Here is a 15,624-nt window from a genome sequence, read left to right as displayed (position 1 = left end):
CGGGTGAGCCCGCCAACCTGCCTTACTCTGGGGTTAACCAGTATCCTTCACAACAGGTCAGCCACGCCTGGGCACAGTGGGAAAGGTAAACGCCCTCACGCCAAATCATGCCTAATTTCCAGCGTAGTTCGCTTTCCAGCGGCAGCCATTTTAAGGTGTTTTTATCTAATCGCTGGCAAATGGGTTCCGGCAAAATGGCTATTCCGACACCGGCCTGAACCATCGCGGCGAGAAAATCCCATTGCCCGCTGCGAACCGCAATCCTCGGCTTAACGCCATGTTCATCGAATAACGCCATTAATTGCTTACTTAAGGCAAAATCTTCGTTATAGATAAGTAGAGGATGTTCCGCCAGTGTCTCTGGTGAGACGGCATCACGCTCAAGCCATTTACCTGAACGCGGCGCCAGCACACAAAGCGGATGACTAAACAGCGATAACGTTGTCAGGCCACTTTCTTCTACTGGCAGGGCGGTCAGTGCCATATCCAGTTCGCCGTTCATTACCGCTTGTTGTACCGTCAGACCACCAAACTCCGAAATCTTCAGTTCCACGCCGGGGTAACGCTGGCGGAACAGCCCCACAGGTCCAGCCATTAACATGCCAACCATTGGCGGAATTCCCAGCCGCAATATGCCTTTATTGAGTTGGTTTATATCGTCCAGCTCGGCCTCCAGTTGCCGAAACTCAGCAAGAATTGCCAGTGCACGCTCAAACACGACGCGACCAGTATCAGTGAGAAGCAGCCGACGACCATCACGGATCAACAATATACAGTTCAGCTCGTCTTCGAGATTCTTCAGCATTTTGCTGATGGTGGGCTGGGTCACAAACAGCTTCTCCGCTGCGCGGGTGAAGCTCTGCTGGCGCACGACTTCGACAAAATAACGCAGCGTTCTGATATCCATAACTATTCCCTTTGACTATACCTGCAATGATTTTAATTCATTTCAGTAGCGGCATGAGGCTCTCTATACTTAGCGTTCTGTTTTATTTTCAGGATATCCCCTCATGTCCGTGGCGCTTCGCCGCATTACCCCTGCCGTTGTGCAATCTATGCAGGTATTTGTGCAGGTTGTGCTGTATGCAGGTTTATTTATTTTTGCGCAATATCTCGTCTCCTGGCTGCATTTGCCGCTACCCGCCAATCTGGTGGGGATGATCCTGATGCTGGCGCTGATTGTTTGCCGCATTATTCCTCTGCAATGGGTACGTGCCGGGGCGCGCTGGTTACTGGCCGAAATGCTGCTGTTTTTTGTCCCTGCCGTGGTGGCGGTGGTGAACTATGCACAACTATTACTGGCAGATGGCTGGCGTATTTTTGCGGTGATTGCGTTGAGTACGGTGATGGTTCTGGGCACGACCGCCTGGGTAGTGGAAAAAGTCTATCGCTATGAAATGCGCAGGTTAAACCGTGACTAATTTTCAGCTAAGTATGCTCTGCCTGGCGATTACGCTGGTTATCTATTTTCTTAACAAACGCCTTTATCGCCGCTTTCGTAAACTGCCGTTGATGCCTCTGGTGCTGACGCCTGCACTACTGGTTATGCTGCTGGTTTTCGGCAATATTTCCTGGCAAAACTATATTGGCGAAGCGCACTGGCTACTATGGTTATTAGGCCCGGCAACCATCGCCTTTGCGGTGCCGGTGTATGACAATCGGGCGATCATTAAACGTCACTGGATGTCGCTGACGGCGGGCGTACTGACGGCAACGGTGGTGGCAGTGACCAGCTCGGTGTGGCTGGCGCGATTATTTACCCTGCCGGATGAGATCCAGCGGAGCCTGGCGGTGCGTTCGGTCACTACGCCATTTGCTCTGGCAGCGAGCCAGTCGCTCGGCGGACAGCCCGATCTGGTGGCGCTGTTTGTGGTGGTCACCGGCGTGTTTGGTATGGCGATTGGCGACGTGCTGTTTTTACGTCTCTCTATCCGCGAAGGGATGGCGAAAGGTGCCGGATTTGGCGCGGCGTCTCATGGCGCCGGGACTGCGCGATCGTATGAACTGGGTCAACAAGAGGGCGTGGTTGCCAGTCTGGTCATGATGCTTTCTGGCGTATTGATGGTACTGGTGTCGCCGCTGGTGGCCTGGATGATGTTCTGAAGGAATTCCCCGATCAGGCGACCGGGGAAGGGTAGAGATTAATGCGCGCGGCCTTGCTCAACGCCAAAGCCGGTCTGGGAACGGATAAATTGCGCACGGAACAGTTCACGCTCACGCGCCCCTTCCGCTGAGTTATCGGTTGCCGAGAAGAACCAGATGCCGAGGAATGCCACGGTGATCGAGAACAGCGCCGGGTATTCATACGGGAAGATGGCTTTTTCGTGACCGAGGATCTGTACCCAAATAGTCGGGCCGAGGATCATCAGTACCACCGCAGTAATCAATCCTAACCAGCCGCCCAGCATCGCACCACGCGTGGTCAGTTTCGACCAGTACATAGAAAGCAGAATGATTGGGAAGTTACAGCTCGCCGCGATGGCAAACGCCAGACCCACCATGAAGGCGATGTTCTGATTCTCAAACAGGACGCCGAGGATAATGGCAATCACACCCAAAATTAGCACGGTGATTTTCGATACCCGCAGCTCTTCACGTTCGGTCGCGCCTTTTTTGAAGACGTTGGCGTACAGGTCATGCGAAACCGCCGATGCACCTGCCAGCGTCAGACCCGCAACCACCGCGAGGATGGTGGCGAAAGCAACCGCTGAAATAAAGCCGAGGAACAGGTTACCGCCTACCGCATTGGCCAGGTGAACCGCCGCCATGTTGTTACCGCCAATCAGCGCCCCTGCCGCGTCTTTATAGGCCGGATTCGCACCGACCAGCATGATCGCGCCAAAACCGATAATAAAGGTCAGGATATAGAAGTAACCCATAAATCCGGTGGCGTAGAACACGCTCTTACGCGCTTCACGGGCATCGCTGACCGTAAAGAAACGCATCAGAATATGCGGCAAGCCAGCCGTACCAAACATCAGTCCCAGCCCCAGCGACAGCGCGGAGATCGGATCTTTCACCAGCCCGCCCGGCTTCATGATGTCGACACCTTTCGGGTGTACCGCCATCGCTTCGCTGAACAGATTGTTGAAGCTAAAGCCGACGTGTTTCATCACCATAAAGGCCATAAAGCTGGCACCGAACAGCAACAGTACGGCTTTGATAATCTGTACCCAGGTGGTCGCCAGCATTCCGCCGAACAGGACGTACATCATCATCAGTACGCCGACCAGAACCACCGCAATGTGATAGTTAAGGCCAAACAGCAGTTCGATCAGTTTACCTGCGCCTACCATCTGGGCGATAAGGTAAAGTGCCACGACCACCAGAGAACCACAGGCCGAAAGAATACGAATTGGTCCCTGCTTCAGACGGTACGAGGCCACATCGGCAAAGGTATAGCGACCGAGATTACGCAGACGTTCGGCAATCAGGAACAGAATGATCGGCCAGCCCACCAGGAAGCCCAGCGAGTAAATTAAGCCGTCATAGCCGGAGGTAAACACCAGCGCGGAGATCCCCAAAAATGAGGCGGCAGACATATAGTCACCCGCAATCGCCAGCCCGTTCTGGAAACCGGTGATATTGCCGCCTGCGGTGTAGTAGTCATTACGAGAACGTACGCGTTTTGACGCCCAGTAAGTAATACCGAGCGTAAACACGACGAAAATCAGGAACATAATGATCGCTTGCCAGTTCGTTGGCTGGCGCTCTACGGCCCCGCTAATAGCATCCGCCGCGTTAGCTGCGAAAGGGAGTGTGGCGGCAAGCGCCGTCAGAACTCTTTTCATGATGCTTGTACCTCATGCAGGACTTCATTATTAAGACGGTCAAATTCGCCGTTCGCCCGCCAGATGTAGATACCAGTGAGAACAAAGGAAATCACAATCACTCCAACACCGACTGGAATCCCGCGTGTGACGCTGGTGTTCGGGTTCAGCGGAGTGCCCAGCCAGCCGGGCGCGAAGGCGATCAGTAAAATAAAGCCGATATAAACTGCCAGCATAATAATCGACAGGATGGTGGCAAACCGTTGCCGTTTTTCGACTAACTCCCTGAAATGCGCATTGTCTTCTATCCGCTGATAAATAGTGCCATTCATCACAGATTCTCCAGAGGTAATGTAGGGATTGTTTTAATTCCCGCTCCCTTATGGGAGAAGGTTAACGCTCAGGTAACCCATCGCCTGATGCGCCGCTGTTGCGTCTTATCAGGTCTACAGCCGTTGCCAAATGTAGGCCGGATAAGGCGTTTACGCCGCATCCGGCAATTGTGGGTTACGATGGCATTGCGATAGCCTGCTTCTCTTCAAGCAGCTTCTCGACCACGCCTGGATCGGCAAGCGTCGAGGTATCGCCCAGGTTGCTGGTATCGCCCGCCGCAATTTTGCGCAGAATACGGCGCATAATTTTGCCGGAGCGGGTTTTAGGCAGGGAGTCGGTCCAGTGCAGCACGTCTGGCGTTGCCAGCGGGCCAATCTCTTTACGCACCCAGTTGCGGACTTCTGCGTACAGTTCTGGTGACGGTTCCTCCCCGTGATTAAGCGTGACGTAGGCGTAAATCGCCTGACCTTTAATATTGTGCGGAATACCGACGACAGCGGCTTCGGCTATCTTCGGATGCGCCACCAGCGCCGACTCAATCTCTGCCGTTCCCAGACGGTGACCAGAGACGTTCAGCACGTCGTCCACGCGCCCGGTGATCCAGTAATCGCCATCTTCATCACGACGCGCGCCGTCGCCGCTGAAATACATATTTTTGAAGGTGGAGAAGTAGGTCTGCTCAAAACGCTCGTGATCGCCAAACAGCGTGCGCGCCTGACCCGGCCAGGAGTCGGTGATCACCAGGCTGCCTTCGGTAGCGTCTTCCAGCGGGTTACCTTCGTTATCGACCAGCGCCGGTTGCACGCCGAAGAACGGACGTGTTGCCGAACCGGCTTTCAGCTCGGTAGCGCCAGGCAGCGGGGTGATCATGAAACCGCCGGTTTCGGTCTGCCACCAGGTATCAACCACCGGGCATTTCTCGTTGCCTATCTTCTTCCAGTACCACTCCCACGCTTCCGGGTTGATTGGCTCGCCCACGGAACCAAGAATACGCAGCGACGAACGGTCGGTGCCTTCAATCGCTTTATCGCCTTCCGCCATCAGTGCGCGAATGGCTGTTGGCGCGGTATAGAGAATATTGACCTGATGCTTATCTACCACCTGCGCCATACGGGCAGGCGTCGGCCAGTTCGGTACGCCTTCAAACATCAGCGTGGTCGCGCCGCAGGCCAGCGGGCCGTACAGCAAGTAACTGTGTCCGGTAACCCAGCCCACATCGGCGGTGCACCAGTAGATATCGCCCGGATGATAATCAAAGACATATTTAAAGGTCAGCGCCGCGTACACCAGATAACCGCCGGTAGTGTGCAGTACGCCTTTCGGCTTACCGGTAGAACCGGAGGTGTAGAGAATAAACAACGGATCTTCGGCGTTTACTTCTTCCGGTTGGTGCTGATCGCTGGCTTGCTCAACCAGGTCGTGCCACCACAGGTCGCGCCCTTCCTGCCAGTCAATTTTCCCGCCAGTACGCTTCAGTACAACCACATGTTCAATGCTGGTGACGTTCGGATTTTTCAGCGCGTCATCGACGTTTTTCTTCAGCGGAATGCTGCGCCCGGCGCGTACACCTTCGTCGGAAGTGATCACCAACCGTGAGTTAGAATCAATAATGCGTCCGGCAACGGCTTCCGGCGAGAAGCCGCCGAATATTACCGAATGCACCGCACCAATGCGGGCGCAGGCCAGCATCGCGACTGCGGCTTCTGGCACCATTGGCATATAAATCGCCACCACATCACCTTTTTTAATGCCCAGCTCGAGCAGGGTATTGGCGAAGCGGCAGACGTCGCGGTGCAGCTCTTTATAGCTGATATGTTTGCTCTGGCTGGCGTCATCGCCTTCCCAGATGATGGCGGTACGATCGCCGTTTTCTTGCAGATGGCGGTCAAGGCAGTTTGCCGCCAGATTCAGCGTGCCGTCCTCGTACCATTTAATTGACACATTACCGGGGGCAAAGGAGGTGTTTTTCACCTTCTGGTAGGGTTTGATCCAGTCGAGAATTTTTCCCTGTTCGCCCCAGAAGGTATCTGGTGCGTTAATAGATTGTTGATACATCGCCTCGTACTGCTGAGGGTTTATCAGGCAATGGTCTGCGATGTTGGCAGGAATGGTGTGTTTGTGAATTTGACTCATGCTTTTGTTCTCCCTGTAGGATGTTAATAATATGTGGCGTAAGCGTTAAATGTAGGGGTATTGGCAGTTTTGTTTAGTATTTGGGCGACAGATCACGCAAAAGTAGAATTGTGCAAATAAACGGCAGGGTAATTTTTGAAGGTCACCAACAAAAGTTGATTAATTCTTTGAGGAACATGCAGTTATGCATGCTGTTGAAAACGAGGAAGATACTGACTAACTCTAAAGTGGTATTTTACATGCACTTACAATTGATTAAAGACAACATTCTGAGTGTGGTTATTTGTTACACATAGGGGCGAGCAATGTCATAACAGTGTATGTGCGGTTACTGTTATGAAAAAACAATAAAAACTGCCATTTCCTCAATGGCAAAATTTGGATGAAGCCCCTATGACAAGGATAAAAATAAACGCACGCCGTATCTTCAGCTTATTGATTCCTTTTTTCTTTTTCACTTCTGTTCACGCTGAACAAACGGCCGCTCCCGCGAAACCTGTAACTGTGGAAGCGAAGAATGAAACCTTTGCCCCGCAGCACCCCGATCAATATCTCTCCTGGAAAGCCACCTCGGAACAATCAGAGCGTGTTGACGCACTGGCGGAAGATCCACGTCTGGTGATCCTGTGGGCGGGATATCCCTTCTCACGCGATTACAACAAGCCGCGCGGACATGCCTTTGCTGTGACCGATGTGCGTGAAACTTTGCGTACCGGTGCGCCGAAAAATGCCGAAGATGGCACGATGCCAATGGCCTGCTGGAGTTGTAAAAGCCCGGATGTGGCGCGTCTGATCCAGAAAGACGGCGAAGATGGCTACTTCCACGGTAAATGGGCGCGCGGCGGCCCGGAAATCGTCAACAACTTGGGTTGTGCTGACTGCCATAACACTGCTTCGCCAGAGTTCGCCAAAGGCAAACCGGAGTTAACCCTTTCACGTCCGTATGCGGCTCGTGCGATGGAAGCGATTGGTAAACCTTTTGAGAAAGGCGGACGCTTCGACCAGCAGTCGATGGTCTGCGGTCAATGCCACGTGGAGTATTACTTTGACGGTAAAGATAAAGCCGTTAAATTCCCGTGGGATAACGGCATGAAAGTCGAAAACATGGAGCAGTATTACGACAAAATTGCCTTCTCTGACTGGACTAACTCCCTGTCGAAAACGCCAATGCTGAAAGCGCAGCACCCGGAATATGAAACCTGGAGTGCGGGCATTCACGGCAAAAATAACGTGACCTGTATCGACTGTCACATGCCGAAAGTGCAGAACGCCGAAGGCAAACTCTACACCGACCATAAAATTGGCAATCCGTTTGATAACTTTGCCCAGACCTGTGCGAACTGCCATACCCAGGACAAAGCCACGCTGCAAAAAGTGGTCGCGGAGCGTAAACAGTCGATTAACGACCTGAAAATCAAGGTTGAAGATCAACTGGTTCACGCCCACTTCGAAGCGAAAGCGGCGCTGGATGCAGGCGCGACGGAGGCTGAAATGAAGCCGATTCAGGACGATATCCGTCATGCTCAGTGGCGTTGGGATCTGGCGATCGCTTCCCACGGCATTCATATGCACGCGCCGGAAGAAGGTCTGCGGATGCTTGGCACGGCGATGGATAAAGCGGCGGATGCGCGTACCAAACTGGCGCGTTTGCTGGCGACCAAAGGCATCACCCATGAAATCCAGATCCCGGATATCTCGACCAAAGAGAAAGCCCAGCAGGCAATTGGCCTGAACATGGAGCAAATCAAGGCCGAGAAGCAGGACTTCATCAAAACGGTGATCCCGCAGTGGGAAGAGCAGGCACGTAAAAACGGTCTGTTAAGCCAATAACCCCCGTTCCGCCTCGCAAGGGGCGGAAAACACAATGGAGTGAATATGAGCGTATTACGTTCGTTATTAACTGCCGGGGTGCTGGCGTCGGGCCTGTTGTGGAGCCTGAACGGAATTACCGCTACCCCTGCGGCGCAGGCATCTGAAGATCGCTACGAAGTTACCCAGCAGCGTAACCCGGATGCCGCCTGTCTGGACTGTCATAAGCCAGACACCGAAGGTATGCATGGCAAACATGCTTCCGTTATCAACCCAAATAATAAACTGCCGGTCACCTGCACCAACTGTCACGGCCAGCCGTCACCGCAACACCGTGAAGGGGTGAAAGATGTGATGCGCTTTAACGAGCCGATGTACAACGTTGGTGAGCAGAACAGTGTCTGTATGTCCTGCCATCTGCCGGAACAGTTGCAAAAAGCGTTCTGGCCGCACGATGTCCACGTGACCAAAGTGGCGTGCGCCAGCTGCCATTCCCTGCATCCACAGCAAGATACGATGCAGACGTTAAGTGACAAAGGACGGATTAAGATTTGCGTCGATTGCCACAGCGATCAGCGCACCAATCCGAACTTTAACCCGGCGTCTGTTCCGTTGCTTAAGGAGCAGCCATGACCTGGTCACGTCGCCAGTTTCTCACCGGCGTCGGCGTGCTGGCAGCCGTCAGCGGCACCGCAGGGCGCGTGGTGGCGAAAACGTTGAATATTAATGGCGTGCGTTACGGCATGGTGCATGACGAGTCGTTATGCATCGGCTGTACCGCCTGTATGGATGCTTGTCGGGAAGTGAACAAGGTGCCGGAAGGTGTCTCGCGCCTGACGATTATTCGTAGCGAGCCACAGGGCGAATTTCCTGATGTGAAATATCGCTTCTTCCGCAAGTCTTGCCAGCACTGCGATCATGCGCCGTGCGTTGACGTCTGCCCGACCGGTGCGTCTTTTCGCGATGCTGCCAGTGGGATTGTCGATGTTAACCCGGATCTCTGCGTCGGTTGTCAGTACTGCATCGCCGCCTGTCCGTACCGCGTGCGCTTTATCCATCCGGTCACAAAGACGGCGGACAAATGCGATTTCTGCCGTAAGACCAATTTGCAGGCCGGTAAGCTGCCCGCGTGCGTCGAGGCTTGTCCGACGAAGGCGCTGACGTTTGGCAATCTGGACGATCCCAACAGTGAGATTTCGCAATTGCTGCGCCAGAAGCCCACTTACCGCTACAAGCTGGCGCTGGGAACCAAACCGAAGCTGTACCGCGTACCGTTTAAATACGGGGAGGTGAGCCAATGACGCAGGCTTCCGCATTTCATTTTGAATCACTGGTGTGGGACTGGCCGATTGCCATCTATCTGTTTTTGGTGGGGATTTCTGCCGGGCTGGTGACGCTGGCGGTGTTGCTGCGTCGCTTCTACCCGCAGGCGGGCGGCGCAGACAGTACGTTGCTGCGAACCACGCTGATTGTCGGGCCTGGCGCGGTGATCCTCGGTCTGTTGATCCTCGTCTTCCACCTGACGAGGCCGTGGACCTTCTGGAAGCTGATGTTCCACTACAGTTTTACCTCGGTGATGTCGATGGGGGTAATGCTGTTTCAGCTCTACATGGTGGTGCTGGTGCTGTGGCTGGCGAAAATCTTTGAACACGATTTGCTTGCCCTGCAACAACGCTGGTTGCCGAAGCAGGGGATCGTGCAAAAGGTTCTGAACCTGCTGACGCCCGTTCATCGCGGACTGGAAACATTGATGCTGGTGCTGGCGGTGCTGCTGGGGGCTTATACTGGCTTCCTGCTGTCGGCGCTGAAGTCGTATCCGTTTCTCAATAACCCGATCCTGCCGGTGCTGTTCCTGTTCTCCGGTATCTCGTCCGGTGCGGCGGTGGCGCTGATCGCCATGGCGATACGCCAGCGCAGTAATCCGCATTCTACGGAAGCGCACTTTGTTCACCGTATGGAAATTCCCGTGGTATGGGGTGAAATCTTCCTGCTGGTGGCGTTTTTCGTCGGTCTGGCGCTGGGCGATGACGGTAAAGTGCGTGCGCTGGTGGCGGCGTTGGGCGGCGGTTTCTGGACGTGGTGGTTCTGGCTTGGTGTTGCCGGGCTGGGGCTGATTGTGCCAATGCTGCTCAAACCGTGGGTGAATCGCAGTTCCGGCATTCCTGCCGTGCTGGCGGCGTGTGGAGCCAGCCTGGTCGGTGTATTGATGCTGCGCTTTTTCATTCTCTACGCCGGACAGTTGACGGTGGCATAAACCAGAAAAGAGGTGGTTTCTGGACGTATTCCTTCCTGAAGTCGGTTTTCTGGCGTTGTTGTTAAGTCTTGGGGTCAATGTGTTGACCCCGTTGACGACCTTCGCGGGAGTGCGGTTGCGCTGGCCTGCCATGATGCGACTCACTTGCATCGGCATTCTGGCGCAGTTCGTGCTCCTGCTGCTCGCCTTTGGCGTGCTGACATATTGTTTTCTCATCAGCGATTTCTCGGTCATTTATGTCGCCCAACATAGCTACAGCCTGCTGTCGTGGGAACTCAAACTGGCGGCGGTGTGGGGCGGTCATGAAGGTTCGTTGCTACTTTGGATGTTGTTACTTTCCGCCTGGAGCGCGCTGTTTGCCTGGCATTATCGGCAGCAAACCGATCCGTTATTTCCGCTGACGTTAGCCGTTTTATCTCTCATGCTCGCCGCACTGTTGCTGTTTGTGGTGCTGTGGTCCGATCCCTTTGTACGGATATTTCCGCCAGCAATTGAAGGTCGCGATCTCAATCCGATGCTGCAACATCCCGGCCTTATCTTTCATCCACCGCTGCTTTATCTCGGCTATGGCGGTTTGATGGTGGCGGCGAGCGTGGCGCTGGCGAGTTTACTGCGCGGCGAGTTTGATGCGGCCAGCGCCCGAATTTGCTGGCGCTGGGCACTACCTGGCTGGAGCGCATTAACGGCGGGGATCATCCTCGGTTCCTGGTGGGCCTATTGCGAACTGGGCTGGGGCGGCTGGTGGTTCTGGGATCCGGTGGAAAACGCCTCTTTATTACCCTGGCTTTCTGCCACTGCGCTGCTGCACAGTTTGTCCCTGACACGCCAGCGGGGGATTTTCTGCCACTGGTCGCTGTTACTGGCGATAGTTACTCTGATGCTGTCGCTGCTGGGCACCTTAATTGTCCGTTCTGGCATTCTGGTTTCGGTTCATGCGTTCGCGCTGGATAACGTCCGCGCCGTGCCGTTGTTCAGCCTGTTTGCACTGATTAGCCTTGCGTCTTTGGCTCTGTATGGCTGGCGAGCGCGGGACGGTGGCCCGGCGGTGCGTTTTTCGGTGTTATCGCGGGAAATGTTAATCCTCGCTACGCTGTTGCTGTTTTGCGCAGTGCTACTGATCGTGCTGGTGGGAACGCTTTATCCGATGATTTACGGCCTGCTGGGCTGGGGACGCCTCTCCGTTGGCGCGCCGTATTTTAACCGCGCGACGTTACCGTTTGGTCTGTTGATGCTGGTGGTGATTGTGCTGGCGACGTTTGTCTCTGGCAAACGCGTGCAGCTTCCGGCGCTGGTAGCTCATGCGGGCGTGCTGTTATTTGCCGTCGGGATCGTGGTCTCCAGCGTCAGCCGTCAGGAGATCAGCCTGAATTTACAGCCGGGTCAGCAGGTGACGCTGGCAGGATACACCTTCCGTTTTGAGCGCCTCGATCTACAAGCCAAAGGTAATTACACCAGCGAAAAAGCGATAGTGGCGTTATTTGACCATCAGCAACGCATTGGTGAACTGACACCGGAGCGGCGTTTTTACGAAGCACGTCGTCAGCAAATGATGGAGCCGTCAATTCGCTGGAACGGCATCCATGACTGGTATGCGGTCATGGGTGAAAAAACCGGAGCGGATCGTTACGCTTTTCGTTTGTATGTACAAAGCGGTGTGCGCTGGATTTGGGGGGGAGGATTGTTGATGATTGCGGGCGCGTTATTAAGCGGATGGCGGGGGAGGAAGCGCGATGAATAAAGGGCTTCTCACTTTGCTGCTGTTCGCCTGTTTTGTGCACGCTCAGGTCGTAGACACCTGGCAATTCGCCAATCCGCAGCAACAGGAACAGGCGTTAAGTATTGCCAGTCAGTTACGCTGTCCGCAGTGCCAAAATCAGAACTTACTGGAATCCAACGCGCCGGTGGCAGTCAGTATGCGCCATCAGGTTTACAGCATGGTGGCGGAGGGGAAGAACGAAGTCGAAATCATTGGCTGGATGACCGAACGCTACGGAGATTTTGTTCGCTATAACCCACCGTTAACGGGTCAGACGCTGGTGTTGTGGGCGCTGCCTGTGGTGTTGTTACTGCTGATGGCACTAATCCTCTGGCGAGTGAGGGCGAAGCGATGAAACAGCCAAAAATACCGGTGAAAATGCTGACAATACTCACGATTTTGATGGTATTTCTCTGTGTCGGCAGTTATCTGTTAAGCCCAAAATGGCAGGCGGTACGTGCGGAGTATCAGCGTCAGCGCGATCCGTTGCATCAGTTTGCCAGCCAGCAAACACCAGAGACACAGCTTCTGGCATTGCAGGATAAAATCCGCGCCAACCCGCAAAACAGCGAACAATGGGCGTTGCTGGGCGAGTATTACCTGTGGCAAAACGATTACAGTAATTCGCTGCTGGCGTACCGTCAGGCGCTACGGCTGCGTGGCGAAAATGCAGAACTGTACGCGGCGCTGGCGACGGTGCTTTATTACCAGGCCAGCCAGCATATGACCGCCCAGACTCGCGCGATGATCGACAAAGCTCTCGCGCTGGACGAAAACGAAATCACCGCCCTGATGCTGCTGGCTTCCGATGCGTTTATGCAGGCGAATTACGCGCGAGCCATCGAACTATGGCAAAAAGTGATGGATCTCAATTCACCCAGGGTCAACCGGACACAGTTGGTTGAGTCGATTAATATGGCAAAACTCCTTCAACGGCGATCGGACTAATCATTCGGTATTGCAGATTATGTTATTGAGCTGCGTAAAAAATAATCGAATGAACACATGTAAAAAATAATCACCATTAACGATTATTGCAGATTAAACAAATAAAAATCTTTCCATAACAAATGGTTATTCATATAACCTGTCATAAACTCGCGTTATTATGCATTAATGCAGCGAAAAGCTCTGTTGTTAAAGGGTTGCGCAACATACCGCGCAAATGATACTGATCATAAGCGTTAAAAAAATCTACAAACCAACGCAACACAATTCATGCCCTGGCAGTATGTCACGTTCTCGCGTTTCTGAGCGGGGAACGGCGCTCCATTGAGGAAGTCATTCATATGAAAAATATAAAATTCAGCCTGGCCTGGCAGATTCTGTTTGCTATGGTGCTGGGCATTCTCCTGGGAAGTTACCTGCACTACCATAGCGACAGTCGAGAATGGCTGGTCGTCAATTTGCTCTCTCCGGCGGGTGATATCTTCATTCACCTGATCAAAATGATTGTTGTGCCGATTGTGATCTCCACGCTGGTGGTGGGTATCGCGGGTGTGGGTGATGCCAAACAGCTCGGGCGTATTGGCGCGAAAACCATTATCTACTTCGAGGTGATCACCACCGTCGCCATCATTTTGGGGATCACTCTGGCGAACGTCTTCCAGCCCGGTGCCGGGGTGGATATGTCGCAGCTGGCGACCGTTGATATCTCGAAATATCAGAGCACTACGGAAGCGGTACAAAGCAGTTCCCACGGCATTATGGGCACGATTTTGTCGCTGGTGCCGACGAACATTGTGGCGTCGATGGCGAAAGGCGAAATGCTGCCGATCATCTTCTTCTCGGTGCTGTTTGGTCTGGGGCTTTCCTCCCTGCCCGCGACGCATCGTGAACCGCTGGTGACCGTGTTCCGCTCCATCTCTGAAACCATGTTTAAAGTGACTCACATGGTGATGCGTTATGCACCGGTGGGTGTATTTGCGCTGATTGCGGTGACGGTGGCTAACTTCGGTTTCTCTTCCCTGTGGCCGCTGGCGAAGCTGGTGCTGCTGGTGCATTTCGCTATTTTGTTCTTCGCGCTGGTGGTGCTGGGAATTGTGGCGCGTCTGTGCGGGTTGAGCGTCTGGATCCTGATTCGCATTCTGAAAGATGAGCTGATTCTGGCGTACTCCACTGCCAGCTCTGAAAGCGTGCTGCCGCGAATTATTGAAAAGATGGAAGCCTACGGTGCACCGGCGTCGATCACTAGCTTCGTGGTGCCGACCGGTTACTCCTTTAACCTCGATGGTTCGACGCTGTATCAAAGTATTGCCGCTATCTTTATCGCGCAGTTGTATGGCATTGACCTTTCCATCTGGCAGGAAATCATTCTGGTGCTGACGCTGATGGTGACCTCGAAAGGGATTGCAGGCGTGCCGGGCGTGTCGTTTGTGGTGCTGCTGGCAACGCTGGGGAGCGTGGGTATTCCGCTGGAAGGTCTGGCGTTTATTGCTGGTGTTGACCGTATCCTCGACATGGCGCGTACCGCGCTGAACGTGGTGGGTAATGCGCTGGCGGTGCTGGTGATTGCCAAGTGGGAACACAAATTTGACCGCAAAAAGGCGATGGCCTATGAACGTGAAATGCTGGGCAAATTTGATAAGACTGCGGATCAATAATTGAAGATTGCCGGAGGGTTATATCCACCCGGCAATGTGTGATGCCTGATGCGACGCTGTCGCGTCTTATCAGGCCTACGCCAGACAGTGCAATAGCCTGATTTAGCGTGATTTTTGTAGGTCGGATAAGGCGTTTACGCCGCATCCGACATCAACGCCTGATGCGACGCTTAACGCGTCTTATCAGGCCTGGCTTAACCGTTGGTTAATTTTTCAAACTCTTCACACCCGGTATCAAACCCTTCCATACAGCTCAGGTTCAACCAGTGCAGCGCCTTTTGCTTGTTCTTCTCGATAAAACCCTCTTCACCGTTTAAGAACATCATCCCCGCCCAGTACTCGGAATAACCGGTACGGGAAATCGCGGAGCTGCGTTTGAAATACCAGGTTGCTTTGTCATCGTCAGCGGTAATGCCCACGCCGTTGGCGTAAATCAAGCCAAGCAGCATCTGGGCATCAACGGCAGTATCATTCTCTAAATCTTCCGAAGCGTTTTCTAACAGCGAAATCGCCTTCGGATAATCTGGTTTACCCGCCTGACTATTAACCAGAATATGCGCCAGCGTCACTTCACCTTCTTTACTGCCCGCCTGTGCTGCTTTCTCGGCAAGAACTTTTGCTTGTGGATAGTCCAGACTGACCGGATTGGTGATTTTGATCTGCGCTAACAGCGCGCAGGCATCGGCATCACCGCTGTCAGCGGCTTTCTGTGCCCAATATTCGGCTTTGCTCAAATCGCCGGAGCTAAACCAGCTATCGGCAAGAAAATATTGTGCGCGTTTATCTCCGGCCTCTGCTGCCTTTACATACTGGCTGCCGGGTTCGGAGTCGTTTGCGTGGGCAAAGAATGTCAAAAATAACATCAATGCGATAATTTTTTTCATTTTGATAATACGATTGGGTAGGGAGTAACCAGTATAAAGAGTTCGAATAGATAAAAAAACAGCCTCCGAAAGGAGGCTGTAA

15 protein-coding genes are annotated in these 15,624 nt (G+C 53.5%); 10 read left to right on the top strand and 5 right to left on the bottom strand.

Translation table 11 applies throughout. From position 1 onward, the window contains the following. Window positions 1-22 precede the first annotated feature (22 nt). The gene (locus A7589_RS05805; protein WP_000354951.1) at window positions 23-907 is read right to left on the bottom strand and encodes a LysR family transcriptional regulator; all 885 of its coding nucleotides are present in this window, start codon (window positions 905-907) and stop codon (window positions 23-25) included. Between the two features lie 103 nt (window positions 908-1,010). Here A7589_RS05805 and A7589_RS05800 point away from each other — a divergent pair, with 103 nt between their 5' ends. Both A7589_RS05800 and A7589_RS05795 read left to right on the top strand, forming a co-directional pair. Next, window positions 1,011-1,421, top strand: coding sequence for a CidA/LrgA family protein (locus tag A7589_RS05800; RefSeq protein WP_000109437.1), 411 nt, complete (start codon window positions 1,011-1,013; stop codon window positions 1,419-1,421). Continuing rightward, window positions 1,414-2,103, top strand: coding sequence for an LrgB family protein (locus A7589_RS05795; protein WP_000181101.1), 690 nt, complete (start codon window positions 1,414-1,416; stop codon window positions 2,101-2,103). The genes A7589_RS05800 and A7589_RS05795 overlap by 8 nt, the downstream gene beginning before the upstream one ends. Before the next feature lie 38 nt (window positions 2,104-2,141). Here the strand turns inward: A7589_RS05795 and actP are convergent, their stop codons facing one another. From actP to acs, 3 genes are all read right to left on the bottom strand, one after another. Further along, on the bottom strand, window positions 2,142-3,791 hold the full coding sequence (gene actP / locus A7589_RS05790) for a cation/acetate symporter ActP (protein ID WP_000832546.1): 1,650 nt from the start codon (window positions 3,789-3,791) through the stop codon (window positions 2,142-2,144). Then, the gene (locus A7589_RS05785; protein WP_001296646.1) at window positions 3,788-4,102 is read right to left on the bottom strand and encodes a DUF485 domain-containing protein; all 315 of its coding nucleotides are present in this window, start codon (window positions 4,100-4,102) and stop codon (window positions 3,788-3,790) included. The genes actP and A7589_RS05785 overlap by 4 nt, the downstream gene beginning before the upstream one ends. A gap of 175 nt (window positions 4,103-4,277) precedes the next feature. Further along, window positions 4,278-6,236 carry an acetate--CoA ligase gene (acs, locus tag A7589_RS05780; RefSeq protein WP_108188761.1) on the bottom strand — a complete coding sequence of 653 codons (1,959 nt, stop codon included), beginning with the start codon at window positions 6,234-6,236 and terminating at the stop codon, window positions 4,278-4,280. Between the two features lie 393 nt (window positions 6,237-6,629). Here acs and nrfA point away from each other — a divergent pair, with 393 nt between their 5' ends. From nrfA to gltP, 8 genes are all read left to right on the top strand, one after another. Then, a complete protein-coding gene (gene nrfA / locus A7589_RS05765; RefSeq protein WP_000196877.1) occupies window positions 6,630-8,066 on the top strand; it encodes an ammonia-forming nitrite reductase cytochrome c552 subunit in 1,437 nt (478 codons plus the stop codon). Between the two features lie 45 nt (window positions 8,067-8,111). Then, window positions 8,112-8,678 (top strand): cytochrome c nitrite reductase pentaheme subunit, encoded by a 567-nt coding sequence (nrfB, locus tag A7589_RS05760; RefSeq protein ID WP_010354304.1) that lies wholly within the window; start codon window positions 8,112-8,114, stop codon window positions 8,676-8,678. Next, window positions 8,675-9,346 carry a cytochrome c nitrite reductase Fe-S protein gene (gene nrfC / locus A7589_RS05755; protein WP_000220281.1) on the top strand — a complete coding sequence of 224 codons (672 nt, stop codon included), beginning with the start codon at window positions 8,675-8,677 and terminating at the stop codon, window positions 9,344-9,346. Before nrfB ends, nrfC begins: the two co-directional genes overlap by 4 nt. Further along, window positions 9,343-10,299 carry a cytochrome c nitrite reductase subunit NrfD gene (nrfD, locus tag A7589_RS05750; RefSeq protein WP_000189602.1) on the top strand — a complete coding sequence of 319 codons (957 nt, stop codon included), beginning with the start codon at window positions 9,343-9,345 and terminating at the stop codon, window positions 10,297-10,299. The genes nrfC and nrfD overlap by 4 nt, the downstream gene beginning before the upstream one ends. Before the next feature lie 19 nt (window positions 10,300-10,318). After that, window positions 10,319-12,037 (top strand): heme lyase CcmF/NrfE family subunit, encoded by a 1,719-nt coding sequence (locus A7589_RS05745; protein ID WP_071988046.1) that lies wholly within the window; start codon window positions 10,319-10,321, stop codon window positions 12,035-12,037. Further along, complete coding sequence (nrfF, locus tag A7589_RS05740; protein WP_001032529.1) at window positions 12,030-12,410, top strand: heme lyase NrfEFG subunit NrfF; 381 nt, start codon at window positions 12,030-12,032, stop codon at window positions 12,408-12,410. Before A7589_RS05745 ends, nrfF begins: the two co-directional genes overlap by 8 nt. Next, on the top strand, window positions 12,407-13,003 hold the full coding sequence (gene nrfG / locus A7589_RS05735; RefSeq protein WP_000812887.1) for a heme lyase NrfEFG subunit NrfG: 597 nt from the start codon (window positions 12,407-12,409) through the stop codon (window positions 13,001-13,003). Before nrfF ends, nrfG begins: the two co-directional genes overlap by 4 nt. Before the next feature lie 341 nt (window positions 13,004-13,344). Beyond that, the gene (gene gltP, locus A7589_RS05725) at window positions 13,345-14,658 is read left to right on the top strand and encodes a glutamate/aspartate:proton symporter GltP (RefSeq protein WP_000789605.1); all 1,314 of its coding nucleotides are present in this window, start codon (window positions 13,345-13,347) and stop codon (window positions 14,656-14,658) included. A 194-nt stretch (window positions 14,659-14,852) separates the two neighbouring features. Here the strand turns inward: gltP and yjcO are convergent, their stop codons facing one another. Next, on the bottom strand, window positions 14,853-15,542 hold the full coding sequence (gene yjcO, locus A7589_RS05720; RefSeq protein WP_000719891.1) for a Sel1 family TPR-like repeat protein YjcO: 690 nt from the start codon (window positions 15,540-15,542) through the stop codon (window positions 14,853-14,855). Between the last annotated feature and the right edge of the window lie 82 nt (window positions 15,543-15,624).

This window comes from Escherichia sp. MOD1-EC6475 (assembly GCF_003046645.1).
Classification (GTDB): domain Bacteria; phylum Pseudomonadota; class Gammaproteobacteria; order Enterobacterales; family Enterobacteriaceae; genus Escherichia; species Escherichia ruysiae.
This window is presented reverse-complemented; position numbering and strand designations above follow the sequence as displayed.